Origin of the sequence: Mycobacterium heckeshornense, from assembly GCF_016592155.1 — a bacterium.
GTDB classification, from domain to species: domain Bacteria; phylum Actinomycetota; class Actinomycetes; order Mycobacteriales; family Mycobacteriaceae; genus Mycobacterium; species Mycobacterium heckeshornense.
On the sequence record NZ_AP024237.1, the window covers coordinates 4,932,221 to 4,957,188 of the forward strand.

The 24,968-nt window shown below is 67.4% G+C and carries 22 protein-coding genes and 3 pseudogenes; 13 read left to right on the forward strand and 12 right to left on the reverse strand.

Annotation, left to right across the window (positions count from 1 at the left end; translation table 11 throughout):
- The first annotated feature begins 72 nt into the window (after nucleotides 1-72).
- Nucleotides 73-903, forward strand: coding sequence for an LpqN/LpqT family lipoprotein (locus MHEC_RS23705; RefSeq protein ID WP_048891366.1), 831 nt, complete (start codon nucleotides 73-75; stop codon nucleotides 901-903).
- A 117-nt stretch (nucleotides 904-1,020) separates the two neighbouring features.
- On the opposite strand, the gene MHEC_RS23710 is transcribed toward MHEC_RS23705, so the two are convergent.
- Nucleotides 1,021-1,665: a YqgE/AlgH family protein gene (locus MHEC_RS23710; protein ID WP_048891367.1), complete on the reverse strand. Its 645-nt coding sequence runs from the start codon at nucleotides 1,663-1,665 to the stop codon at nucleotides 1,021-1,023.
- 62 nt (nucleotides 1,666-1,727) lie between these two features.
- Between MHEC_RS23710 and MHEC_RS23715 the strand changes: the two genes are divergently transcribed.
- From MHEC_RS23715 to MHEC_RS23725, 3 genes are read left to right on the forward strand one after another with little or no spacing between them, the layout of a single operon-like run.
- Nucleotides 1,728-3,032 (forward strand): MFS transporter, encoded by a 1,305-nt coding sequence (locus MHEC_RS23715; protein ID WP_048891368.1) that lies wholly within the window; start codon nucleotides 1,728-1,730, stop codon nucleotides 3,030-3,032.
- Between the two features lie 9 nt (nucleotides 3,033-3,041).
- The gene (locus MHEC_RS23720; RefSeq protein ID WP_048891369.1) at nucleotides 3,042-3,821 is read left to right on the forward strand and encodes a TIGR03084 family metal-binding protein; all 780 of its coding nucleotides are present in this window, start codon (nucleotides 3,042-3,044) and stop codon (nucleotides 3,819-3,821) included.
- A gap of 28 nt (nucleotides 3,822-3,849) precedes the next feature.
- A complete protein-coding gene (locus tag MHEC_RS23725) occupies nucleotides 3,850-4,560 on the forward strand; it encodes a class I SAM-dependent methyltransferase (RefSeq protein WP_048891415.1) in 711 nt (236 codons plus the stop codon).
- Between the two features lie 7 nt (nucleotides 4,561-4,567).
- Here the strand turns inward: MHEC_RS23725 and MHEC_RS23730 are convergent, their stop codons facing one another.
- Both MHEC_RS23730 and MHEC_RS23735 read right to left on the reverse strand, forming a co-directional pair.
- Complete coding sequence (locus MHEC_RS23730) at nucleotides 4,568-5,083, reverse strand: hypothetical protein (protein ID WP_048891370.1); 516 nt, start codon at nucleotides 5,081-5,083, stop codon at nucleotides 4,568-4,570.
- A gap of 24 nt (nucleotides 5,084-5,107) precedes the next feature.
- The gene (locus MHEC_RS23735) at nucleotides 5,108-6,550 is read right to left on the reverse strand and encodes a CCA tRNA nucleotidyltransferase (RefSeq protein WP_048891371.1); all 1,443 of its coding nucleotides are present in this window, start codon (nucleotides 6,548-6,550) and stop codon (nucleotides 5,108-5,110) included.
- A 308-nt stretch (nucleotides 6,551-6,858) separates the two neighbouring features.
- On the opposite strand from MHEC_RS23735, the gene MHEC_RS23740 reads away from it, so the two are divergent.
- The 8 genes and pseudogenes from MHEC_RS23740 to MHEC_RS23775 all read left to right on the forward strand — a co-directional run bounded on the left by MHEC_RS23740 (nucleotide 6,859) and on the right by MHEC_RS23775 (nucleotide 17,969).
- Entirely contained in the window at nucleotides 6,859-7,611 is a 753-nt protein-coding gene (locus tag MHEC_RS23740) for an NUDIX hydrolase (protein WP_048891372.1), read from the forward strand.
- A pseudogene (locus MHEC_RS23745) lies at nucleotides 7,608-10,004 on the forward strand (hypothetical protein). Before MHEC_RS23740 ends, MHEC_RS23745 begins: the two are co-directional and overlap by 4 nt.
- Before the next feature lie 71 nt (nucleotides 10,005-10,075).
- Nucleotides 10,076-13,684: pseudogene (locus MHEC_RS23750) on the forward strand (lipid II flippase MurJ).
- A gap of 79 nt (nucleotides 13,685-13,763) precedes the next feature.
- A complete protein-coding gene (sigM, locus tag MHEC_RS23755; RefSeq protein ID WP_048891374.1) occupies nucleotides 13,764-14,381 on the forward strand; it encodes an RNA polymerase sigma factor SigM in 618 nt (205 codons plus the stop codon).
- A gap of 33 nt (nucleotides 14,382-14,414) precedes the next feature.
- Nucleotides 14,415-15,173: a hypothetical protein gene (locus tag MHEC_RS23760; RefSeq protein WP_372507338.1), complete on the forward strand. Its 759-nt coding sequence runs from the start codon at nucleotides 14,415-14,417 to the stop codon at nucleotides 15,171-15,173.
- A 103-nt stretch (nucleotides 15,174-15,276) separates the two neighbouring features.
- A complete protein-coding gene (trxB, locus tag MHEC_RS23765) occupies nucleotides 15,277-16,278 on the forward strand; it encodes a thioredoxin-disulfide reductase (protein WP_048891376.1) in 1,002 nt (333 codons plus the stop codon).
- Nucleotides 16,275-16,622 carry a thioredoxin gene (gene trxA / locus MHEC_RS23770; RefSeq protein WP_048891377.1) on the forward strand — a complete coding sequence of 116 codons (348 nt, stop codon included), beginning with the start codon at nucleotides 16,275-16,277 and terminating at the stop codon, nucleotides 16,620-16,622. The genes trxB and trxA overlap by 4 nt, the downstream gene beginning before the upstream one ends.
- Nucleotides 16,623-16,757: 135 nt before the next feature.
- Nucleotides 16,758-17,969: an N-acetylmuramoyl-L-alanine amidase gene (locus MHEC_RS23775; protein WP_048891378.1), complete on the forward strand. Its 1,212-nt coding sequence runs from the start codon at nucleotides 16,758-16,760 to the stop codon at nucleotides 17,967-17,969.
- On the opposite strand, the gene MHEC_RS23780 is transcribed toward MHEC_RS23775, so the two are convergent.
- From MHEC_RS23780 to rpmH, 9 genes are all read right to left on the reverse strand, one after another.
- Entirely contained in the window at nucleotides 17,966-18,694 is a 729-nt protein-coding gene (locus tag MHEC_RS23780) for a hypothetical protein (protein WP_048891379.1), read from the reverse strand. The genes MHEC_RS23775 and MHEC_RS23780 overlap by 4 nt on opposite strands.
- 189 nt (nucleotides 18,695-18,883) lie before the next feature.
- Nucleotides 18,884-19,858: a ParB/RepB/Spo0J family partition protein gene (locus MHEC_RS23785; protein WP_048891380.1), complete on the reverse strand. Its 975-nt coding sequence runs from the start codon at nucleotides 19,856-19,858 to the stop codon at nucleotides 18,884-18,886.
- A complete protein-coding gene (locus MHEC_RS23790) occupies nucleotides 19,855-20,832 on the reverse strand; it encodes a ParA family protein (RefSeq protein ID WP_071700059.1) in 978 nt (325 codons plus the stop codon). The genes MHEC_RS23785 and MHEC_RS23790 overlap by 4 nt, the downstream gene beginning before the upstream one ends.
- On the reverse strand, nucleotides 20,829-21,533 hold the full coding sequence (rsmG, locus tag MHEC_RS23795) for a 16S rRNA (guanine(527)-N(7))-methyltransferase RsmG (RefSeq protein WP_048891382.1): 705 nt from the start codon (nucleotides 21,531-21,533) through the stop codon (nucleotides 20,829-20,831). The genes MHEC_RS23790 and rsmG overlap by 4 nt, the downstream gene beginning before the upstream one ends.
- Nucleotides 21,534-21,589: 56 nt before the next feature.
- The gene (locus tag MHEC_RS23800) at nucleotides 21,590-22,135 is read right to left on the reverse strand and encodes a Jag family protein (RefSeq protein WP_048891383.1); all 546 of its coding nucleotides are present in this window, start codon (nucleotides 22,133-22,135) and stop codon (nucleotides 21,590-21,592) included.
- Between the two features lie 106 nt (nucleotides 22,136-22,241).
- Nucleotides 22,242-23,423, reverse strand: coding sequence for a membrane protein insertase YidC (gene yidC / locus MHEC_RS23805; protein WP_048891384.1), 1,182 nt, complete (start codon nucleotides 23,421-23,423; stop codon nucleotides 22,242-22,244).
- Nucleotides 23,359-23,703 (reverse strand): membrane protein insertion efficiency factor YidD, encoded by a 345-nt coding sequence (yidD, locus tag MHEC_RS23810; RefSeq protein ID WP_071700060.1) that lies wholly within the window; start codon nucleotides 23,701-23,703, stop codon nucleotides 23,359-23,361. Before yidD ends, yidC begins: the two co-directional genes overlap by 65 nt.
- The gene (gene rnpA, locus MHEC_RS23815; RefSeq protein ID WP_048891385.1) at nucleotides 23,703-24,062 is read right to left on the reverse strand and encodes a ribonuclease P protein component; all 360 of its coding nucleotides are present in this window, start codon (nucleotides 24,060-24,062) and stop codon (nucleotides 23,703-23,705) included. The genes yidD and rnpA overlap by 1 nt, the downstream gene beginning before the upstream one ends.
- 22 nt (nucleotides 24,063-24,084) lie before the next feature.
- Nucleotides 24,085-24,228: a 50S ribosomal protein L34 gene (gene rpmH / locus MHEC_RS23820; RefSeq protein ID WP_071700061.1), complete on the reverse strand. Its 144-nt coding sequence runs from the start codon at nucleotides 24,226-24,228 to the stop codon at nucleotides 24,085-24,087.
- Nucleotides 24,229-24,818: 590 nt separating this feature from the next.
- Between rpmH and MHEC_RS25175 the strand changes: the two are divergent.
- A pseudogene (locus MHEC_RS25175) lies at nucleotides 24,819-24,968 on the forward strand (chromosomal replication initiator protein DnaA); the annotation flags it as partial.

Genomic DNA, 24,968 nt, shown 5'->3' on the forward strand with positions numbered 1-24,968 from the left:
CGCTGCACGCTGGTTACAGTCGGCCCCTGACGACCACTGTGTGTGCCCGAGAGTTCGAAAGGATCGGCCCAGATGACCCAGACCGCTCACAGCTGGCGGGCAGTGGCAGGCGGCGTCGCCGTCGGCTTCGCCGCCGCTGTGGGCTTGGCCAGCGCCGTCGCGTCGGCGGAGCCTGGGCTTCCGCCGCGGCCAACTCCGGCACCGCCGCCGATCACCCAGAGCGCCGCGGGCGGCGTCGGCAACAACGCCTCAGCCGCCGCGTTTCCGGTGGCGCCGGCTCCCGGGCCGTCGACGATGCCGCCGGTCGCCGCAGCGCCCGCGCCCGGCTCCACGCTGCCGGTGCAGCCGACACCGGTCGCGGCCACCGCCGGGACACTGCGTGAGTACTTACAGTCCAAGGGCGTCAAACTTGAGCCGCAGAAGCCGCAGGGTTTCACCGCGCTCGACATCACCTTGCCAATGCCGGCGGGCTGGACCCAGGTTCCCGACCCCAACGTCGCCGACCCGTTCGTGGTGATCGCCAATCGCTCCGGCGCTAGCCTCTACACCTCCAACGCCCAGGTGGTGGTGTACAAGCTGATCGGTGACTTCAACCCCCGCGAGGCCATCAGCCACGGCTTCGTCGACAGCCAGCAGCTGCCCGCCTGGCGGACCACCACTGCCTCGCTCGCCGACTTCGGCGGGTTCCCGTCGTCGATCATCGAGGGCACCTACCGGCAGAACGACATGACGCTCAACACCTCCCGGCGCCACGTCATCGCCACCTCCGGGCCGGACAAGTACCTGGTCTCGCTGGCGGTGACCACAGACGTGGCCCGGGCTGTCGCCGAGGCACCGGCCACCGACGCGATCGTGAACGGTTTCCGGGTGACCACCCCGACGGCTGGAGGACCGGCGCGGTAGGCGTCGTATGGTGTGGGCCATGCTCATCACCCGTGCGCTTTGCCTGTACGCTGCGGCTACCGCCGCGGCTCTTTGCCTGCGGTCGATCTCGCGGTCCGGAACCCCCCGGCGGGCCCGCTAATTGCGGCTGATGTCGATCGGGTGAGTTGCCAGCAGTGACAGCGGCAGCGGCTGGCGCCGCAGCGCCCGCCCCCACAGGTCTACCCGCGGTCCCGCTAGAACGTCAGAGGGCAACGCCGACAAGACAATCCAGTCGTCTCGCTCGATCTCACCTTCAAGCTGGCCGATCGTCCAGCCCGAGTATCCAGCGAAGATCCGCACCCCTTCCACTAACGGCGCGATCACGTCGGGGTCGGCGTCGAGATCGACCATCACGATGCGCCCGGTCACATGCCGCAGACCCGGCACACCCTGCGGGTCGGCGCCGACACGCAGCGCCCCCAAACACAATGCGGCGTCACGCTTCACCGGTCCCCCGATGAACATCGTCTTCGGTTTGGCCGCCAATTTGGCCCATTGCGGCAGCACGTTGTAGACCGCGGTGTCGCTGGGCCGGTTGAGCACCACTCCCAGCGTGCCGCCGTCGTTGTGCTCGACGATGTAGATCACACTGCGCCGAAACGTCGGCTCCAGCAGGTCGGTGTTCGCCAGCAGCAGGGTGCCCGATCGCACTCGCTGCGCGGCGGGTGCGACATAGTCCTCGGGATCTTCGTGCTGCGCCACGACACCATCATCGCACCCGCGCGCGGTCGCGGTGGCCATCAAGCGTGGCCCCAGCCGATATTTGTGCTGTAGTTGAGGGTGGCTTCGGGCCGACCGCCGTCATGGAAGTAGGTTTTGTGGTTCAGCCCCGCGCTCCAGTCGCGATCTGGCGCTCAGCGCGTGGTTTGCCTGACTTTTGGCGGCTGCTAGAACTGCGCGTTGCCAGTCAATTTGGTGACGGTCTGTTCCAGGCGGCGTTGGCGGGGGCGCTGCTGTTCAACCCTGAGCGGGCCACCAACCCGTTGGCGATCGCCGGCGCGTTCGCGGTGCTGTTCTTGCCGTATTCGCTGCTGGGTCCGTTTGCTGGTGCGCTGATGGACCGTTGGGACCGCCGGCTGGTGCTGGTGGGGGCGAACATCGGCCGGCTGGGGTCGGTCGCCGCGGTCGGCGCGGCCTTGGCCGTCGGGGCCAACGATTGGATGGTGCTGTGCGGCGCGCTGATCGTCAATGGCTTCGGCCGCTTTGTGTCGTCGGGGCTCTCGGCGGCGCTGCCGCATGTGGTGCCCCGCCACAAGGTGGTCACGATGAACTCACTAGCCAACGCCACCGGTGCGGTTGCCGCATTTGGCGGCGCAAACTTCATGCTCCTGCCGCGCTGGCTGATCGGTGCGGGCGACTCCGGCTCGGCGTCGATCATTTTCTTGGTCGCGATCCCGATCTCGATCGCCCTGACGTTGTCGTTGCGGTTTGCTTCCCACGCGCTCGGCCCTGACGACAGCAACCGCGCTGTGCGCGGATCGGTGGTCTATGCGGTAGTCACCGGCTGGCTGCACGGCGTGCGCACGGTATTGGACCGGCCGACGGTGGCCGCCACCCTGTCCGGGCTGGCGACACATCGCATGGTCTTCGGCGTCAATACCCTGCTGGTGCTGGTGCTGGTCCGGCATGCCGGCGCGGTGACCGTTGCCGGGTTGGGTACTGCGGTGCTGTTCCTCGCCGCTACCGGCGCCGGATCGTTTCTGGCCAACGCCCTCACCCCGCCCGCGGTGCGCCGTTGGAATCGCTTCACCGTGGCTAATGGCGCCCTGGCAGCCGGTGCGATCATCCAGATCGCTGGTGCTAGTTTGCAATTGGCGATCATGGTGTTGTGCGGATTCCTGCTCGGCGTCATCGGGCAAGTCGTCAAGCTGTGTGCCGACACCGCGATGCAGATCGACGTCGAGGACGTCCTGCGCGGCCACGTGTTCACGGTGCAGGATTCGCTGTTCTGGGTCTCGTTCATCTCCGCAGTAACCGTGGCGGCGTTGGTGATTCCCGACGACGGGCGTTCGCCAGCATTGGTCCTGGCCGGTTCGTTGCTCTACCTTGCGGGGCTGGGTGTGCACGCTTTGGTTGCCCGGCGCGGGCAGGCGGTGAGTAGTCGCTAAGGTAGCTGCATGGCCGGTGCGGGCCCGATCATCGATGACCTGCGGGCCGAGAGCGACGAACTGGATGCGCTGGTGGCGCCGCTGGCGGCCGAGCGTTGGACAGCGCCGACACCCGCCGCGGGCTGGACCATCGCCCACCAGATCGGCCACTTGCTGTGGACCGATCGTGTCGCGCTTACCACCGTCACCGACGAGGCGCGCTTCGCCGAATTGCTGGCAGCGGCCGCAGCCAATCCCACCGGCTTCGTCGATGACGGCGCCGATGAAATGGCGACCCGGCCACCCGCCGAGCTCCTGCGCGACTGGCGGCTCACCCGCACCCGGCTGCACACGGCGCTGCTGGCGGTTCCCGACGGCCGCAAACTGCCCTGGTTCGGGCCACCGATGAGCGCGGCGTCGATGGCCACTGCGCGGCTGATGGAAACCTGGGCGCACGGACTTGACGTCGCCGACGCGCTCGGCGTCAAACGACCGGCGACGCCGCGGTTGCGCTCCATCGCTCATCTGGGTGTGCGTACTCGCGACTACTCCTTCGTCGTCAACGGCCTCACACCGCCGGCCGAGCCGTTTCTGGTTGAGCTGCGTGCACCCGACGGCACCATCTGGTCGTGGGGTCCTGACGATGCTTCCCAGCGGGTGACGGGTTCGGCGGAGGATTTCTGCTTCTTGGTCACCCAGAGGCGCCCGCTCGGCACACTTGACATCGCGGCGCAGGGTGTCGATGCCCAACGGTGGCTGACCATCGCGCAGGCCTTCGCCGGCCCCCCGGGCCCGGGCCGTGGGCGATGACCGCGCGAAGACAGATACGGCCCGCCACATGAGCACCGAGGAGCACGAAAAGAACGACGGTTCCTCCTCGCCGGTCCTAGCGGAAACACGGCTCGCGGCGGCGCAACGGGCACACTGGCAACAGACATACGCCGCCCATCCGCACCTTTACGGCGAGCAGCCGTCCGAGGCGGCACAGAATGCGCTGGAAGTGTTCCGCTCCGTCGGGGTGAGCAGGCTCGTCGACCTTGGTGGCGGTCACGGCCGCGACGCATTGTTCTTCGCTCGGAATGGAATTGCCGTTCAAGTCATTGATTTCAGCGCGACCGCGCTGCAACAACTCGCCGATACCGCCACAGCACAGGGCCTTGCCGGTCGAATTACATTGACGGCGCATGACATTCGCCATCCACTACCGGTCGCTGCGGCATCGGTTGATGCGGTGTTCGCACACATGCTGCTGTGTATGGCCTTTTCCACCAATACTATTCGCTGCATAGTCGGTGACGTTCGGCGCGTGCTACGACCCGGTGGCGTCTTCGTTTACACCGTTCGGCACACCGGCGACGCGCATTACCGGGCCGGAACCTCCCACGGCGACGACATTTACGAACACGGGGGCTTCGCCGTCCACTACTTCTCGCGGCAACTCGTCGAGGAGCTGGCGGTCGGCTGGACGCTCATCGACGTGCACGAGTCCTGTGAAGGCGAGCTGCCACGGCGCCTTTTCTGCGTCACCCAGATCCGTCCGCCCGATTGAGCCACCGCTACAGCGTCGCAGCCGCGTCGGCTGTGCCGTCACCGTCGCTGTCACTGAGCTTGACGTCCCATCGCCCGTCACCGTCGCCGTCCACATACGCAGTGTCATAGCCGCCGCCCTCAGCGGGCAGCAGCACGCGGTCGGCGAGGCCGTTTGCGTCGGCGTCGATCAACCGGTCATCGGCGCGGCCGTCGTCGTCGAAATCGACCAGCGGACCGCTGGTGTGCTCCGCGCCGTCCAGCCCGAACCACCGCAGCTGACCACCGCGGTCGACGGCGACTGACCAGGTCCCGGTTCCGTCATCGGTGAAATAGCTCTCCGCACTGCCGTCGTTGTCGAGATCCAGCACGGCATGGTCAGCCAATCCATCCCCGTCGAAGTCGGCCAGCGCGTCGTCGCGCAGCCCGTCAGCGTCGAAATCCAGCCCGACCGCGTCGAGCCGACCATCACCGTCGATGTCGAGGTCTGGCTGGCCGTTCCAGATCTTCGCCGTCCCGTCGTCAGCGCCCAGGCAGTATTCCATGCGATGTCCGACGCTTCGTGGTGGCTAGCGGTTCCCACGGGCCTTCCACCAGGACAGCAGCTCGGCGGTGGCCTCGTCACGGGGCAGCGGCCCGCGCTCCAACCGCAGCTCCTTCAAGTAGCGCCACGCCTCACCGACTCGTGGGCCCGGCGGGATGCCCAGGATCTGCATGATTTCGTTGCCGTCCAGGTCGGGGCGCACCCGCTCGAGGTCTTCGCGGGCGGCCAGTTCGGCGATCCGCGCCTCGAGCTCGTCGTAATTGGCCTGCAGCCGCGCCGCTCTGCGCCTGTTGCGGGTGGTGCAGTCAGCGCGCACCAGTTTGTGTAGCCGCGGCAGCAACGGGCCGGCATCGGTGACGTAGCGGCGCACCGCCGAATCGGTCCACTTGCCCTCCCCGTATCCGTGAAACCGCAGGTGCAGGTACACCAGCTGCGCGACGTCCTCGACCAGCTGTTTGGAGTATTTCAGCGCCCGCAGCCGCTTTCGGGCCATTTTGGCACCGACCACCTCGTGGTGGTGGAAGCTCACCCTGCCGTCGGATTCGTGCCGGCGGGTGGCGGGCTTGCCGATGTCGTGCAGCAGCGCCGCCCAGCGCAACACCAGGTCGGGCTGCCCGTCCTCGAGGTCAATCGCCTGCTGTAGCACCTTCAGCGAATGCTGGTAGACGTCTTTGTGTTGATGGTGTTCGTCGATGGCCATTCGCATCGCGCCGACCTCGGGCAAGACCACCTCGCCCATCCCCGTCTGCACCATGAGGTCGATACCGGCCACCGGGTCTCGGCCGAGCAACAGCTTGTCCAATTCGGCGGCCACCCGCTCGGCGGTGATGCGGGCCAGCTGCGGAGCCATGTCGTCGATCGCTGCCCGCACTCGCGGTGCCACGGTGAAGCCCAGCTGGGAGACGAACCGCGCAGCGCGCAGCATCCGCAACGGATCGTCGGCGAACGACTCCTCCGGAGCCGACGGGGTGTCCAAGACTCCGGCCCGCAGCGCCGCCAAACCACCCAGCGGGTCAACGAATTCGGCCGGCCCCGTCGGTGTGATGCGCACCGCCATCGCGTTGACGGTGAAATCGCGGCGCACCAGATCGTCCTCCAGGCGGTCCCCGAAACGCACTTGGGGATTGCGCGAGACCCGGTCGTAGCGGTCGGCGCGAAAAGTGGTGATCTCGAGACGGTGCTCACCCTTGCCGACACCGACGGTGCCGAACTCGATCCCGGTGTCCCACAACGCATCAGCCCACCGCCGCAGGATCGCCTGCACCTGCTCAGGGCGGGCGTCGGTGGTGAAATCCAGGTCCGGGCTGAGCCGGTCCAGTACCGCGTCGCGCACCGATCCTCCGACCAGATACAGTGCGCGGCCCGCGTCGGCGAACAACGCCCCCAGTTCGCGCAAAACGTCGGCGTGCCTGTTCAACGCGACCGCGGCCGCGGTTAACAGGTCGGCGTCTTGGGCGGCTTCGGGCACGTTCGACCAGCCTAGTCGTGCGACGATGACGGCCGCTTGCGGCCGGAGGAGGAGCGCGACAATCCAACCCAGCGTGCGACGATGACGGCCGCTTGCGGCCGGAGGAGGAGCGCGACAATCCAACCCAGCGTGCGACGATGACGGCCGCTTGCGGCCGGAGGAGGAGCGCGACAATCCAACCCAGCGTGCGACGATGACGGCCGCTTGCGGCCGGAGGAGGAGCGCGACTGCGGCTATTCTCCGGTCACGCAGCCAGCTACCGGCGAGTGGCCCGGGAAGACGCGGCCGCGCCAGCTACTATCGCTTGGGTGTCGGACGGCGAACAAGCCAAACCTGGTCGGCGTCGCGGCAAGCGCCGCCGCCGGCGCGCGTCCGCGCCACCGGAGTACCGCTCTCAGAACCAGCCCACCGGTGGCACCGCCGCGCCGGCCGCCGGTTCGGCGAATACCCGCTCCCGCTCGACGCGTCCCCGAGTCAGGCGGTTGCGCACGGTGCACGAAACCTCTGCCGGTGGATTGGTGATTGCCGGCATCGACAGGCCCCGCGAGGAACAGGTCGCGGCGTTGATCGGTCGCCTCGACCGGCGTGGCCGCATGCTGTGGTCGCTGCCCAAGGGGCACATCGAAGTCGGCGAAACTGCCGAGCAAACTGCGATGCGCGAGGTAGCCGAAGAGACCGGCGTCCGCGGCAGCGTGCTGGCCGCGCTGGGAAGTATCGACTATTGGTTTGTCACCGACGGGCGGCGCGTACACAAAACCGTGCACCACTACCTGATGCGTTTCTCCGGCGGGGAGCTGTCCGGCGGCGACCTCGAGGTCGCCGAGGTGGCGTGGGTGCCGATCCGCGAACTGCCCGCCAAGCTGGCCTACGCCGACGAGCGGCGCCTGGCCCAGGTGGCCGACGAACTGATCGACAAGCTGCAAACCGACGGCCCGTCGGCGCTGCCGCCGTTGCCGCCCAGCTCGCCGTGGCGACGGCCACAGACGCACTCGCACACCCACCGCCGGCGTTCCGACCTATCCACACCGCGCCGCAAGAACGGCCGCGGTCCGGGACCGTGATTGCACCGCGACTTTCGCGGGCGGCCGCATCCTGCCTGCCCGTCCTGGCGGGCATCCTGGCCTTGTTGATCGTGCCCACCGCCGCGCCGCGCGCCGCCGCGGGTGAACCTAGCGCGACGCCGTTCGTCCAGGTCCGCGTCGACCAGGTGACCCCCGATGTTGTTACCACCACGAGTGAGCCGTTTGTCACGGTCCGCGGCATCGTGACCAACGTCGGCGACCGCCCGGTTCACGACGTGATGGTGCGTCTCGAGCACGCTCCGTCGGTCGCCTCGTCGGCGGCGCTGCGCACCAGTCTCGACGGCGACACCGATCAATACCAACCGGTCGCTGATTTCCTCACGGTGGCAAGCGAATTGCGGCGTGGTCAGAAGGCGGGGTTCACCCTTTCCGCGCCGGTGCGCTCGTTGACCGCTCCGTCGCTGGCCATCGACCATCCCGGCGTCTACCCACTGCTGGTCAACGCCAACGGCACCCCGGACTACGGCACACCTGCCCGGCTCGACAACGCCCGGTTTCTGCTTCCGGTGGTGGGTGTGCCGCCCGAGCCGACCGCCACCCCCGCCGACGCTGTGACCTCCGTCGTTGCGCCCGACACATCCAAACCTGTCCAGCTCACCATGCTGTGGCCGCTGGCCGACCGTCCCCGATTGTCCCCGGGCGCACCCGGCGGCACCGTCCCGGTCCGGCTAATGGACGACGAGCTTGCGGCTTCGCTGGCCAGCGGTGGGCGGCTGGACGTTCTGCTGTCCTCGGTCGAGTTCGCAACCAGCCGCGAAGTCGACCCTGATGGCACCGTGGCGCGGTCGCTGTGCCTGGCGGTCGACCCCGACCTGCTCGTCACCGTTAACGCGATGACCGGCGGCTACGTGGTATCGGATGCCCCCGACGGCGGCGCCCAACAGCCCGGTACGCCGACCCATCCCGGTGCAGGGCAGGCCGCGGCCGTGAACTGGCTGGACCGGCTGCGCGCGCTGGCGCACCGGATGTGTGTGGTGTCGACCACGTATGCCCAGGCGGATCTCGACGCCTTGCAGCGCGTCGCAGACCCCGGCCTGATCGCGGCAGCGACCAGCAACGCAGCCGATATTGTCGACCAGATACTCGGGATCAGCTCGGTTCGGGGTGCCACCCTGATGCCGGACGGCCCGCTGACTCCCCGGGCCGTTGACCTGCTCAACGGCACGGGCAACGCGGTGACGGTCGCCGCCGCCGATATCTCCGAGGTGGACGGCGTCACTGGTGCACCGCCCACGGCGGACGTCGCGCCGCGCCGGCTGGCCCCCCCACGTGGCGGCGGCGCCGTTCGACCCGGCTGTCGGCGCCGCATTGGCCGCCGCCGGCACCGACCCAGTCGCGCCGACGTACCTGGGTGCCGCGCTGGCGGTACGGCTGCGCCATGATTCGGACACCGCGCGCCGCCAGGATGCGCTGGGCTCGATGTTGTGGCGCAGTTTGCAACTCGACGCCGCGCCGCGCGTCCAGATCCTCATGCCGCCGGCGGCCTGGAACTTGTCCGCCAACGATGCCCAGGCCATCCTCACCACCCTGGCCACCTCGATCCGCTCCGGGTTGGCGGTTCCGCGGCCACTGCCAGCCGTGATCGCCGACGCCCAGGCGGTCACCGCGCCGCCCGCACCGATCAGAACCGACGCGGCCGGCCATGGCCGGTTCGACGACGACGTCACCGCCCAGATCGCCGCCGAAGCCGGCCGGGTGTGGGGCTTGACCGCGGCGCTGACAACCGACGCCCGAACCGGGCTGACCGGCGCCGCCTACACCGCGCCGTTGCGCGAGGACATGCTGCGCGCGGTCAGCCAATCCGAGCACCCCGACACCCGCAACGGGCTGGCCCATCAGCGGCTCGACATTCTCGGGCACGCCATCGACGACCTGTTCGGCGCGGTCACGATCGTCAACCCGGGGGGGGGTCGTACACGTTGGCCACCGAACACAGCCCGCTGCCGTTGGCGCTGCACAACGGTTTGGGTGTGCCGATCCGGGTCCGCCTGCAGGTTGATACGCCGCCCGGGATGTCGGCGACCGACATCGGCGAGATCGAGCTGCCGCCCGGCTACCTTCCGCTGCGGGTGCCGATCGAAGTGAACTTCACCCAGCGCGTCGCCGTCGACGTGTCGCTGCACACGCCAGACGGCCTGCCCCTGGGCGAGCCAGTGCGGTTGTCGGTGCACTCCAACGCCTACGGCAAGGTGTTGTTCGCGATCACGCTAACGGCCGCCGCCGTGCTGGTGACGCTGGCCGGACGCCGGCTTTACCACCGTTTCCGCGGCCAGCCGGACCCCGCCGACCTGGACCGCCCCGATCCCGGTGACGCCCGGTTTATCGGCGACGGGACCATAACCCGTCGCGTGGACGAGGAGCACCGGGTTTGACGTCCTTCCGGGATTCCACCGGGAGGCGCGTGCTGCCACCGGCGCAGCGCCCAGTTCCGTCACCTGCGCCGCTGCGGTCTGCGCCGGGCGTGCTGCCCCAGGGCCGAGCGGAGCTCTCCGATGCCGCGTTGGTGTCGCGGTCGTGGGGCATGGCGTTTGCCACGCTGGTCAGCCGGATCACCGGGTTCGCGCGGATTGTGCTGCTGGCCGCGATCCTGGGCGCGGCGTTGGCCAGTGCGTTCTCGGTGGCCAACCAGCTGCCCAACCTGGTTGCCGCACTGGTGCTGGAGGCCACGTTTACGGCGATCTTCGTGCCGGTGCTGGCCCGGGCCGAGCAGGACGACCCGGACGGCGGCGCGGCGTTCGTGCGTCGGCTGGTTACCCTGGCCACCACCGTGCTGGTGTTCGCCACCGTGCTGTCGGTGACCGCCGCCCCGCTGCTGGTCCGGTTGATGCTGGGCCACGACCCACAGGTCAACGAGCCGCTGACGACCGCATTTGCCTATCTGCTGCTGCCACAGGTGATTTTCTACGGCTTGTCATCGGTGTTCATGGCGATCCTCAACACCCGCAACGTGTTTGGGCCGCCGGCATGGGCACCTGTGGTCAACAACCTTGTCGCGATCGCCACTTTGGGCGTCTATCTGGCAGTACCCGGCCAACTGTCGGTCGACCCGGTCCGGATGGGCAACGCCAAGCTGTTGGTGCTGGGCATCGGCACCACGTTGGGCGTGTTCGCACAGACCGCGGTTCTGCTGGTGGCGATCCTCCGCCAGCGCATCAGCCTGCGCCCATTGTGGGGAATTGACCAGCGGCTCAAACGCTTTGGCGCGATGGCCGCCGCGATGGTGCTCTACGTGCTGATCAGCCAGCTCGGGCTGGTGGTCGGCAACCAGATCGCCAGCACCGCCGCGGCCTCCGGCCCGGCCATCTACAACTACACGTGGCTGGTGCTGATGCTGCCGTTCGGGATGATCGGCGTGACCGTGCTGACCGTGGTAATGCCGCGGTTGAGCCGAAACGCCGCCGCCGACGACATACCCGCGGTGCTCGCCGACCTGTCGCTGGCGACCCGGCTGACGATGATCACCCTGATTCCGACCGTGGCGTTCATGACCGTCGGCGGGCCGGCGATCGGCAGTGCGCTGTTTGCTTACGGCCGGTTCGGCGACGTCGACGCAAGCCACCTGGGCGCGGCCATCACGTTGTCGGCGTTCACCCTGATCCCGTACGCCCTGGTGCTGTTGCAGCTGCGGGTGTTCTACGCCCGCGAGGAGCCCTGGACGCCGATCGCGATCATCGTGGTGATCACCACCGTCAAGGTCGTCGCCTCGCTGCTGGCGCCGTACATGACCGACAACCGTGAGCTCGTTGCCGCATATCTGGGGCTGGCCAACGGGCTGGGGTTTGTGGCCGGTGCGATCGTCGGCTACTTCTTGCTGCGCCGGACGCTGCGGCCACTCGGTGGTCATCTGGTCGGTGCCGGCGAGGTGCGCACGATCCTGGTGACGGTCGCCGCGTCGTTGCTGGCCGGCCTGATCGCCTACGTCACGGACTGGTTGCTGGGCCTCGCGGCGCTGACTGCCCACGCCGGTAGCGCCGGTTCGCTGCTGCGACTGTTCGCGCTGGCGGTCCTCATGCTGCCGATCGTCGCCGGGGTGATGGTCCGCGCGCAGGTGCCCGAGGCCCAGGCGGCGTTCGCGGCCGTGGTGCGCCGCGTTGGCGGCAAGCATGTGATGCCCGTCAAGCCCGCCGGCCGGGCATCGGATCGCCGACCCCACCGCCGCGCAGTCACGTACGCTGAGCAGAGGAATTCGTTCACGCCGGGGGGGGGTTTCCGGTCGCGGAGCCGAACCGGCGGGGGGTTGTCGATGACATGGCCGGAGCGGGCAGACGGAAAGGATCCGAGGTGACCGACCGTCCAGCGGAACGCGCCTCGACCAGTTCTGCGCCTGAAGCCGAGTCGGCGCCGCCGGTCGGCGCCAACGGACCGGGTGTGCGTCCAGCCGCTTCGGCGTCGGCGGACGAGTTTCAGCCCGACATCCCGGCCGACTTGGATGTCGAGGCGCCGCGAGCTGCGAATCGCGCCAACGGTCACCTTGCCCGCGACTTGCCGAAGAATGCGGTCTCCGAGCCGCTTGCAGTCGACGCCCCCCCGGGAGCCGCGACCCGAACCGGCGCGCCGGCACGAGGTCGTCCACCTGGTACCCGGTGCCCGGATCGCTGACGGCCGCTACCGCCTGCTGGTCTTCCACGGCGGCGCACCCCCGCTACAGTTCTGGCAGGCTCTCGACACTGCCCTGAATCGCCAGGTGGCACTGACCTTTGTCGACCCCGACGGCGCGCTTCCAGAAGACCAATTACACGCAATCCTTTCTCGCACAATGCGACTCAGCCGAATTAGCCGGCCCGGCATCGCCAGAGTGCTCGACGTCGTGCACACCGGAACGGGCGGCTTGGTCGTCGCGGAGTGGGTCCGGGGCGGCTCACTGCAGGAGGTGGCCGACACCTCGCCGTCACCGGTGGGCGCCGCACGCGCGATGCAGTCGCTGGCCGCCGCCGCCGAGGCCGCCCACCAGGTCGGTGTCGCGTTGTCTGTCGATCACCCCAGCAGGGTGCGGGTAAGCATCACCGGTGATGTTGTTTTGGCGTTCCCGGCCACCATGCCGGATGCCACGCCCGAAGCCGACATCCGCGGAATCGGTGCCGCGCTGTACGCTCTTTTGGTTAACCGGTGGCCGCTGCCGGAGGCCGGTGTGCGCAGCGGGCTGGCCCCCGCCGACCGGAACTCACTTGGCCACCCCGTCGAACCCAGCCTCATCGACCCCGAGATACCCTTCCAGATTTCCGCGGCGGCTGTGCACGCCGTCCAGGAGGGCGGTGGAATACGCAGTGCTTCAACGCTTTTGAATCTCCTGCAACAAGCGACCGCGGTGGCCGACCGTACCGACCTGCTGAGCCCCGTCAAGGAATCACCCCCACCGCCCGACGCGCCGAGCCCGTTCGGCCTCCCATCCACCGTCACCGACGAAGTCGCCGCCCGGCACCGTCGCATACTGATCGGCGGGATCGGCGCCGCGGTCGCGGTGATCGCGGTGGTCCTGTTGCTGCTCGCATCGGTGCTGAGCCGGATATTCGGCGACGTCGGTGGCGGCCTGGACAAAGACCGCCTGGGTCTTAATGCGCCAACATCTGCGACGACCTCCGCCACAGGTTCTGCCGTCGCGGGCAGCACGGTCAAACCGGTGAAGGCCACCGTCTTCTCACCCGGCGGCGACCCGGACTCGCCGGGCCAGGCCGGTTTGGCGATCGACGGCAATCCCGCGACCGCCTGGTCGACCGACACCTACCACGACGCTGTCCCATTTCCGAGCTTCAAGAGCGGCGTCGGGTTGCTGTTGCAGCTGCCGACGCCCACCGTGGTCGGCAACGTCACCATCGACATCTCCAGCACCGGAACCAAGGTCCAGCTTCGCTCGTCGCCGACGCCCACCCCGGCCAAGCTGGAAGACACCGCCGTGCTGACGCCGCCTACGCCGTTGCAACCCGGCCACAACAGCATCCCGGTCAAGGCCGCATCACCGACATCGAATCTGCTGGTGTGGATCTCGACGCTGGGCACCACCGCCGGCAAAAGCCGCGCCGACATCTCCGAGATCACGGTGCAGGCCGCGCCGTAGCCGGTGCCGCACGACATCGGCCGTCGGGCGCCCACGCGGGTGAAGTGCTGGGCCCGGATCGATTCGTTACTGTCCGGCCGTGGGTTTTGGGCTGGAGGTTCGGCGGCGACGCAGCGACGCCGAACTGCTGGCCGCCCACGTCGCCGGTGACCGCTACGCCTTCGCCGAGCTATTCCACCGCCATCACCGCCAGCTTCACCGACTCGCCAGGCTGACCAGCCGCAACCCCGAGGACGCCGCGGACGCGCTGCAGGACGCGATGCTCTCGGCGCACCGCGGCGCGGGTTCATTCCGGCACGATGCCGCGGTCAGCAGCTGGCTATATCGCATCGTGGTCAACGCGTGCCTGGATCGGCTGCGCCGCAGCAAGACTCATCCGACCACCACCCTGGACGACGTCTACCCGGTGGCCGACCGCACCGCCCAGGTCGAAACGGCGATCGTGGTGCAGCGCGCGCTGATGCGACTGCCAGTCGAGCAGCGCGCCGCGGTGGTGGCCGTCGACATGCAGGGCTATTCGATCGCCGATACCGCCCGCATGCTCGGCGTCGCCGAGGGCACGGTCAAGAGCCGATGCGCCCGCGCCCGGGCCCGCCTGGCCGCGCTGCTCGGTTACCTGGCTTGCGGCGTCGACGCCGAGCCCGCCACCGATACGGCGGATCGTGTGGCCGACCGACGTCGGCCGGACTGTGTATAGCGGTCCGCCTGTGCATACCGGACACTGGGGCGGATGGCTGGAATGGACAGTAACGCCGGCGGCGGCGAACGGGGCACGGATCCGCCGTTGACGGTCGAGCTGCTCGCCGACCTACAGGCCGGTCTGCTCGATGACGACGAGGCGGCGCGGGTGCGCGAGCGAATCCGGGCCGATCCGCAGGCCCAACGGGCGATGCGCGCGCTTAACGCGGTCCGCAGCGACCTTGCCGCGCTGGGCGCCGAGCCGCAGTCGGCGCCGCAGACTCCACCACCCGTCGTCGCGCGCATCACGGCGGGGCTGCGGTCTGCGGCCGCACCTGCCGGCCGGGCCCACGCCGCCCACGCCCTGCGGCCACAACTTCGTCCGGTGCGGACGATCGCCGCGGTGGCCGGCGTCGGCGCCGCTGTCGCTGCGATCGGGCTGGGCACGGCGGCGCTGGTACGCAACCCGAGCCTGCCCAGCGCGCCGACCACCGCCCAGCACATCACCGTGTCACGACCTAGCGCGACGCTTCCACTGGCAGCTCCCGAGATCCTCGACCTGCTCGTTCGCAGCCCCGACTACGGCCCGCTGGGCGATCCCGTCCGCCGCGCCTCGTGCCTGACCGGCCTGGGCTATCCGGGTGCCACCCGGGTGCTGGGTGCCCGGCCCGTTGACGTCGGCGGTCGCCCGGCGGTCCTGCTCGTGCTGCCCGCCGACACGCCTGACCGGGTGGCCGTGCTGGCGGTGGCGCCTAACTGCAGCGCGGCGGACACCGGCCTGCTGGCCAATACCGTCGTCCGCCGTCCGTAGTCGGTGGGGAGTCGGTGGGGAACAGCACCGCCTAGGCTGGCGTTCGTAGACCTGAGGTCGTTTTGTCCCAAGCCGGTCCCGGCTTCCTATGCGAAAGGCTTGTATGACTGCCCCCAGCACTGTGCGCGACGTGATCATCATCGGTTCGGGTCCCGCGGGCTACACGGCCGCCATCTACGCCGCGCGCGCGCAATTGGCGCCGCTGGTGTTCGAGGGCACCTCGTTCGGCGGTGCGCTGATGACGACGACCGACGTGGAGAACTTTCCCGGGTTTCGCGATGGCATCACCGGGCCGGAGTTGATGGACGAGATGCGGCAGCAGGCGCAGCGTTTCGGTGCCGAACTGCGCATGGAAGACGTCGAATCGGTGTCGGTGGACGGTCCCGTCAAGTCCGTCACCACCGCCGACGGACAGGCTTATCGGGCTCGAGCGCTCATCCTGGCGATGGGCGCGGCCGCCCGCTATCTCAACGTGCCCGGCGAGCAGGAGTTGCTGGGCCGGGGGGTGAGCTCGTGCGCGACCTGCGACGGCTTCTTCTTCCGTGACCAGGACATCGCGGTCATCGGTGGCGGCGACTCGGCGATGGAGGAGGCGACGTTTCTCACCCGTTTTGCTCGCAGCGTGACGATCGTGCACCGCCGCGATCAGTTCCGCGCGTCGAAGATCATGCTCAACCGCGCCCGCAACAACGGCAAGATCCGCTTCATCACCAACCATGTCGTCGTCGCCGTGGAGGGCGACACCACGGTGACCGGGCTGCGGCTGCGTGATACGCGCACCGGCGAAGAATCCACGCTGGCCGTGACCGGGGTGTTCGTTGCGATCGGCCACGACCCGCGCTCCGAGCTGGTCCGCGGCGCCCTGGACCTCGACGCGGACGGCTATGTGCTGGTCAACCCGCCCACCACCAGCACCTCGGTGGAGGGCGTGTTCGCTGCTGGAGATCTGGTGGATCGCAGCTACCGACAGGCGGTTACCGCCGCCGGCACCGGATGTGCTGCCGCCATTGACGCCGAGCGCTGGCTGGCCAGTCGTGCCGAGTCCGAAGGGGGCGCCGATAAGCAGGCCGGCACCGATACCGATTTGATTGGAGTACCGCAATGACCGAGAACACCAGCGCCCCCGTGGAAGTCACCGACGCTTCCTTCGCAACGGATGTGCTGTCCAGCAATAAGCCGGTGCTCGTTGACTTTTGGGCCACCTGGTGTGGCCCATGCCGAATGGTGGCGCCGGTGCTGGAAGAGATTGCGGCCGAACAGGCTGGCAAGCTCACAGTCGCCAAACTCGACGTCGACGCCAACCCGCAGACGGCCCGGGATTTCCAGGTCGTCTCGATTCCCACGCTGATCCTGTTCAAGAACGGTCAGCCGGTCAAACGGATCGTCGGGGCCAAGGGCAAGGCCGCGCTGCTGCGCGAGCTTTCCGACGTGGTCGCCAGCCCGCAGTAGCGCAGGCCGGGCCGGCCGGATCTCGCCACTTCTGGGCTGGCGTTTTCTTCAATCCGCGAAGCGTCTGCGACAATACCGCCTAGCCTGTCAAGCATCGGCAGCTCTACTCGCACTGGCTCACCGGAGGGTGCTGGCATGTCGAATCCGCATCGTGGCGCCGGCGACGCGCTGCGCTGCGGTGACCGCAGCGCAGCGGTCGCCGAGATTCGCGCCTCGCTGGCTGCCCTGGGGTATCTCGACAGTTCCGATGCAGACCTGACTACCGGAAAACACGTGGCGCCCGATGTTTTCGACGCCGAGCTCGATCAGGCGGTGCGGGCATTTCAACAAAACCGTGGGCTGCTGGTAGACGGCATCGTCGGTGAAGCCACCTATCGCGCGTTGAAGGAGGCTTCATACCGGCTCGGCGCCCGCACGCTATTTCATCAGTTCGGCGCGCCGATGTACGGCGACGATGTCGCGACGCTGCAAGCCCGGCTGCAAGATCTGGGTTTCTACACAGGCCTGGTCGATGGATACTTCGGCTTGCAGACCCACAACGCCCTGATGTCGTATCAACGCGAGTACGGGCTGTACGCGGACGGAATCTGCGGCCCGGAAACGTTGCGCTCGTTGGATTTTCTCGCATCGCGGGTGACCGGGGGCTCTCCTCACGCCATTCGCGAAGAGGAGCTGGTCCGTCGCTCCGGGCCGAAACTTTCCGGAAAGCGGATCATTATCGATCCCGGTCGTGGCGGCGCCGACCACGGGTTGATCACACAGACCGCAACCGGGCCCATCAGTGAAGCAGATATATTGTGGGACTTGGCAAGTCGGCTCGAAGGCCGGATGACGGCTGTCGGCATGGAGACGTTTCTGTCGCGGCCACCCAACCACAGCCCGACCGACGCGGAGCGGGCTGCCACCGCGAACGCTGTCGGTGCCGATCTAATGATCAGCCTGCGCTGTGCCACCCTGGCCAGCCCGTCCGCCAATGGGGTGGCTTCCTTTCACTTCGGCAACTCACACGGCTCCGTTTCGACCATCGGTCGCATGCTTGCCGATTTCATTCAACGAGAAGTGGTGGCGCGCACCGGTTTACGTGATTGCCGAGTTCACGGCAGAACGTGGGATTTGCTGCGACTCACCAGAATGCCGACCGTTCAGGTCGATGTCGGCTATATCACCAACCCGCATGACCGGGCCAAGCTTGCCGCCCCCCAGACTCGTGACGCCCTCGCCGAAGGCATTCTCGCCGCCGTCAAACGGCTCTACCTGCTCGGCAAGAACGACCGGCCGACCGGCACGTTCACCTTCGCCGAGCTGCTGGCACACGAACTTTCGGTGGAACAGGCCGGGCGGGGCTAGCGCTCCGTAGCTGACCAACCGGCTGCCACCGGCTGTTGCACCGGCGCATTCTCCAGCAGTCGCTCCAGCGCCGCTTCAACCTCGGCTTTCCAACCCAAGCCCCGGTCCAGCTCCAGGCGCAGGCGGGGGAAATACCGATGCGGTGCGACCACGACGAACCCGGCATCCTGCAGAAAGTCCGCCTCGATGATGCAGTGGTCTACCGAGCAATCGCCGATGACTGCCAGCACCGGCCGGATATCGGGCTGCACGCTCTGCGAATCCTGCAACTCGCCGATCGTTTCGGTGCGGCCGAACGCCTCCAACGCCCGAACACCCCGGCGGACCAGCTCATCGACTACACGGGCGATGAGGCTGTGCCGCAGATCGTCGGCAGCTTGCGGCTCGACGCCCATCGAGGTCAGTAGCACCGCGTCGGCGGAAACCGGAGCAGTGGGAAAGCGCTGGGCCCGCGGCACCGCCCGCGGTGGCGCATAGAGCACGTAGCCCAGGCAGGGTGGTTCGCTGTCGCCGCAGTCGGCCGGCGCCGCCGTCGCCACCTGCCCGCACGAGCCCCACTCCAGCATCACCATCGACAACCAGGCTTCCTTCTCGAATTCGGGGTCGGCCAGGTGGTCGTCGTTGCGCAGGGCCGCGGGGTCGACCTCCCAGTAGACGCAGCGGCGCGCATGCTTCGGCAGCTGCTCGAACGCTTCGAGTCGCAGTGGTGTGATTCGAGCAGACACTAGACTCCCAAAGCTCCTTACAACCCTTCCAGGATAGGAGAGCTCGCCGCCGCCGGGCCAGTACAGCGATTTGACCGCCCCGCCGCTGGCCTCCTGGCCGCAAGGTGCTGCGCTGCAGCACAATCCGGATGCCACGTGGGGCTGCAACCCGCCCGGCGTCACAGTGACGGAACTACAGCGTGTAGTTGGTTATGCCTTGGAGCCGTTCATCAGAGCGACAATGCGCTGCAGGTCGTCCACTGAGCCGAACTCCACCACGATCTTGCCTTTGCGTTTGCCAACGCTGACCGTGACGCGGGTATCGAAGGTGCTCGACAGCCGCTCGGCAACGTCTTGGAGCCCGGGCATCTGGATCGGTTTGCGCTTCGGTGCGGCAGGCGACGATCCGTTGCCCCGATTGGCCAGCGTGACCGCTTCCTCGGTCGCACGCACCGACAAGCCCTCGGCGACGATCCGGGCCGCCAGCTCCTCCTGGGCCTCCGGGCCGGCCTCCAGCGCCAGCAGCGCGCGGGCGTGCCCCGCGGAGAGCACACCGGCGGCCACCCGTCGCTGCACGGCGATCGGCAGCCGCAGCAGCCGGATCATGTTCGTGATGAGCGGGCGGGACCGGCCGATCCGGGCCGCCAGTTCGTCGTGGGTCACCCCGAACTCGTCCAACAGCTGCTGGTACGCCGCCGCCTCTTCCAGGGGGTTGAGCTGCACGCGGTGGATGTTTTCCAGCAGGGCATCCCGCAGCATGCTGTCGTCGCCGGTCTCCCGCACGATCGCGGGAATGGCGGTCAATCCCGCCTGCTGGGCGGCGCGCCAACGGCGCTCCCCCATCACGATCTGGTACCGGGTGCCGTGGTCGACCGCTCGCACCACTATCGGTTGCATGAGCCCGAATTCCCGGATCGAGTGCACCAGCTCGGTCATTGCCTCGTCGTCGAACACCTGCCGCGGTTGACGGGGGTTCGGCTCGATCAGCGCGGGGTCGATCTCGCGGTAGACCGCCCCTACGGCATTCCCGTCGACCGGGGCATTGCTTCCGAGCACCACGTCGGCGGCGGCCTCTCCCATCCGCGGGCCCAGGTGCGATCCGGGGCTTCCGTCGGTGGGTCCAGTGGGGATGAGGGACGCCAGGCCGCGGCCGAGTCCACCTCTTCTGCGTGATGGCTGATTCATCGTCGTCCCTCCCCGGGTGGTGGCTGATCACGCTGAGCGAGTTCGCGGCTGGCGTCCAGATAGCTCATCGCGCCGCGCGAACCGGGATCGTAATCGATGATCGTCATGCTGTAGCCCGGCGCCTCGGAGACCTTGACGCTGCGGGGGATCACCGTGCGGAGAACTTTGCCGCCGAAGTACCGGCGCACCTCGTCGGCGACCTGGTCGGCAAGTTTGGTCCGGCCGTCGTACATGGTCAAGATCACGGTGGTCACCTCGAGCCGTGGATTCAGGTGGGCCTTCACCATCTCGATGTTGCTCATCAACTGGGAGACCCCTTCGAGTGCGTAGTACTCGCACTGGATCGGGATAAGCACCTCCGGAGCCGCGACTAACGCATTGATCGTCAGCAGGCCCAGCGACGGCGGGCAGTCGATGAACACGTAATCGAAGTCGTAGCTTTCCAACTCGGCCAGCGCGGTGCGAAGCCGGTTTTCGCGGGCCACCATGCTCACCAATTCGATCTCCGCACCGGCCAGATCGATGGTGGCCGGCACGCAGAACAACCGCTCGCTGTGCGGGCTTTGCCGCAGCGCCGCGTGCAGTGGGATTTCACCGATCAGTACCTCATACGACGACGGGGTGCCGGAGTGCCGTTCGGTGATGCCCAGCGCGGTGCTGGCGTTGCCTTGCGGGTCGAGGTCGATCACGAGTGTTTTGAGTCCCTGAATCGCCAGGGCGGCCGCCAGGTTCACCGCGGTCGTGGTCTTGCCGACGCCGCCTTTCTGGTTCGCGATGGTAAACAGCCGACGGCGGGTGGGTCGCTGCAATCGGTTGTGGGTGGTGTGCAGGATCTGCATGGCACGCTCAGCGGCCGCCCCAATCGGGGTGTCGTACTCGTCTGATGTTTCACGTGAAACGGTTTCACGTGAAACATCAGGCGGCTCGGCCGGTGTCCGGGGCGTCGAGGAGACCGGTCCGTGTGGCGCACTCATGCTGAACCCCTCGTCGACGTCCCGGGTGGCCCCTGGATCACCGGTCTGCGCCGTCCCCGTCGCGCCACCACCACGGTTGCGGGTGGAGACAAGTAGTTCGCGCCACATATCACTACCCTGACATCCGTCGCGCCCAACGAGGTCATCACACGCCGATGTCGGTTGACTTCCTCCTCGGCGCCCTCGCCTTTGATCGCGACCATGCGCCCGCCCGGCCGCAACAAGGGCAGGCTCCACCGCGTCAGCGTGTCCAACGCCGCCACCGCCCGCGATACCGCCGCGTCCATGTCCGCGCACCGCTCACGAGCAGACGGCTCTTCGGCGCGCCCGCGCACCACCTCCACGGCCAGCCCCAACTCGGCGACCGCCTCCTGCAGAAACTGGCAGCGGCGCAGCATGGGTTCCAGCAGTGCCACGCGCAGGTCCGGTCGCACGATCGCCAACGGGATACCGGGCAAACCCGCTCCGCTGCCGATGTCGACCACCCGCTCGCCGGGGCTGAGCAGCTCGGCCACCGCCGCGCTGTTGAGAATGTGCCGATCCCATACGCGGCCGGCTTCATGCGGCCCCAGCAGCCCCCGCTCGACCGCGGTGCCGGCCAACAACTCCGCGTATCGCTCGGCCATCTCAAGTCGCGGTCCGAAAACCTCGGCCGCAACCTCGGGAGCTGCGCCCGCACCGACATGTTTCACGTGAAACATCCTCCGGCCTTCCGCGCTGGGTGGCCCGTGGAACTACACGGGTGTAACTTGTGCCGCTAGTCCAGCAGCACCACGACTCGTCGCATCGGTTCCACGCCCTCGCTCTCGCTACGCACCCCGGGCACCGCAGCGACGGCGTCATGAACGATCTTGCGCTCGAACGGTGTCATCGGGTGCAACTCTTCACGCTCCCCGGTTTCCAGCACCCGTCGCGCGACCTTGTCGCCGAGTGCGGCTAGCTCCTCGCGTCGGCGGCGCCGCCAGTTCGCGATATCAAGCATCAACCGGCTGCGCACCCCGGTCTTCTGGTGTACCGCGAGCCGGGTCAGCTCCTGCAGCGCGTCCAGCACCTCGCCATTACGTCCGACCAACTTCTTCAGGTCATCGCTGCCGTCGATACTCACCACTGCGCGGTTGCCCTCGACGTCCAAATCGATATCGCCATCAAAGTCCAACAGATCCAACAACTCTTCCAGATAGTCGCCGGCAATCTCGCCTTCGGCGACCAAGCGCTCCTCCAGGTCGTCGGTGTCGCCCTCCCCTGTCTGCGTCGCTTCACGTCGCGCCTCTGCTTCGCGGTCAGTGGTCTCGGCCTCCGCCATGCCTTTGCTCTCCTCGTCCCCATAACCCCCGGCTGGCTTTCGTCACCGGCTCGTCGCGGTTGCCCGGCTTCTCGGGCAACCGCCCAACTGGTTGTTTCCTACCCGCTCACCGCTTGCGCCGCCTCGGTCTGGCACCAGGGCGTGGGGCCCGCGTACCCGAACTACCGCCCCGTCCAACCTGATTCGGCTTCCCTGCTTTGGTATTCGGCGGTTTCCCGTCACTGCTTTGACCGCCCGCATCCACGCTCGACGATTCTCCGTTTTCGGCCGGCGGCGCCCCGGAGGAACCATTGCCAACCGGTGCCGCCGCCCTCGGCCCGCGCTTCGGCTTGGCCCCCGGCGCCGGCGCGTTGGCCGCTCGCCGCTGGATTGCTTCCTGCTTTTTCGCCTCTTCTTCTTTCTCGATCATCCCGAACACGTAGTGCTGCTGACCGAAGGTCCAGATGTTATTCGAAAACCAGTACAAAATGATCGCCAACGGCAAAAACGGTCCGCCGACCACCACGCCCAGCGGAAACACATACAACGCAAGCTTATTCATCATCGCCGTCTGCGGATTGGCGGCCGCTTCCGGGCTCTGCCGCGCGATCGAGGCGCGACTGTTGAAGTACGTCGCGACGCCCGCAAGGATCATCACCGGCACACCCACCGCGATCACCGCAGGCCGACTGAACTCGGTGAACGCCTCCAACCCGGTCCGTTGTGTCATGAAGGCGCCGATCGGTGCACCGAACAGATTGGCATCCAGAAAATGCCCCACATCCGTCGGGCTGAATACATAGTTACCGGTCGCTCGGTTCTGCGCGACAGACATCGGATGGCCGAACCCGAACCCGCCGGTGGCGGTCCGGTTAAATGAGCGCAACACGTGATAGAGCCCCAGGAACACCGGGATCTGGGCCAGCATCGGCAAGCAGCCGAGAATCGGGTTGAACCCGTGTTCGCGCTGCAACTTCTGCATCTCCAGCGCCATGCGTTGACGGTCCTTGCCGTATTTCTTCTGCAGTGCCTTGATCTGCGGCTGCAGTTCCTGCATCTGACGCATGGTGCGGATCTGGCGCACGAACGGCTTATAGAGCAACGCCCGCAGCGTGAACACCAAAAACATCACCGCCAACGCCCAAGCGAAGAAGTTGGACGGCCCCAGCACAAACCCAAATGCCTTGTACCACAACCACATAATGGCCGAGACCGGGTAGTAGACGATGTCGAGGCTGAACCAATCAAACAACGGACGTACTCTCCCCTCGCTTCGCTCGGGCCTCCCCGACGTCACCGGCGCGGTCATCTCGCCGTGCCCCGCGCTCAGGAATCGGGTCCCACCCACCGTCATGCCACGGCCCACACTTGGCCAATCGGACCAGCGCCAACCAGCACCCTCGAACAAGGCCGTATTCGCTAAGAGCCTCGACGGCGTATTGGCTGCACGTCGGGATAAACCGGCAAGTCGCCGGCCGTAGCGGCGAAATCATGTGCCGATACAGCTGGATCAGAAAAATCAGTCCTTTTGCAACCGCCTTGCCAGCATCGTGCCCCATGTTGCCGAACCTAACCGGGCCGAACGTCATCACGGTGGCCCTGTCAGCTCACGCACGCGCCGCAACCCCGACCGCAACTCCTGTTCCAGCCTGGCCGAGGGCAGCTCCCGACTACCGGAAAGCGCTCGGATCACCACCCGGTCGCGGGGATCCAGCTCGGCTAGCACACCCCGCGCGACATGACGTATTCGCCGCGCAACCCGATGCCGCTCCACGGCCGAGCCCACCGCCTTACCGACGATCAATCCGATCCGTGGACCCTCCGCACTCCCCCCGTCGCTTCCCCGGCGCGCATAGATCACGAGGTCTGGTTGCACGGCTCGTACCCCGTGCTTGATCGTGGCATCGAACTCCGTTGACCGCCTCATGCGGTTCCGCGCGGGAAGCACCGCTCCACATGCCCGCGTTAGCTCAGGCGGTCAGCGTCCGGCGGCCCTTACGACGCCGGTTGGACACGATCGCCCGGCCCGCACGGGTGCGCATCCGCAGCCGAAAGCCGTGGACGCGGGCTCGGCGCCGGTTGTTCGGCTGGAAGGTCCGCTTCCCCTTGACCACGGCTCACTCCTCGTCCCATCCGTCATCGAATCCAACCGCCCGACTATGCCGGTCGGACACGATAATCCCTCTGAAGTCCTTCACTGAGCCCGGTGAGGCTCGGCGTTTGGCTGGCCGGCGCGGTCCCCGCGCGATAATGCCCGGATCGCTGCCGTATCGCCGACGTTCGGGCGACTGTTCGAGGGTACTGACGCGCCATCCTCGGGTCAAACTTGCTCCGGTGCCGCACGCGTAACCCCCACCCAATTCACTCCCGCCACACCTGCCACCCCGGACCCGCCGGCCAATCGCCAATCTCAATGAACCACACAGGAATGCTGCAGAACGGTTGGCACTCGCACGGAAAACTGTTAGCTTCGGGCAAGGTCGTTCCAGCCCGGAGCGGCACCCGACAATCAAGCGAGGATGGCGAATCGGCGATCTGACCAGACAACCTACGGAGGCTGTCTTGCGAGCCGATTTTGCGAGCCGTCGCCAGTAAAGTGCGGTGCAACGACGGCCGTGCTGTCCACACTTGTGGATAACCATGTGGACAGCTCGCCGTCGTTACAGGTAGTTGTAGCTGGACCTGAAACCAGGGGGATCCGTCGTTGACCGATGATCCCGGTTCAAGTTTCGCGACCGTATGGAAAGCGGTCGTCTCCGAACTTAACGGCGAAACCCACCCCGACCCATCCGCCAACAATGGTGGACCGAGTACGCCTCCCTTAACACCTCAGCAAAGGGCTTGGCTGAATCTC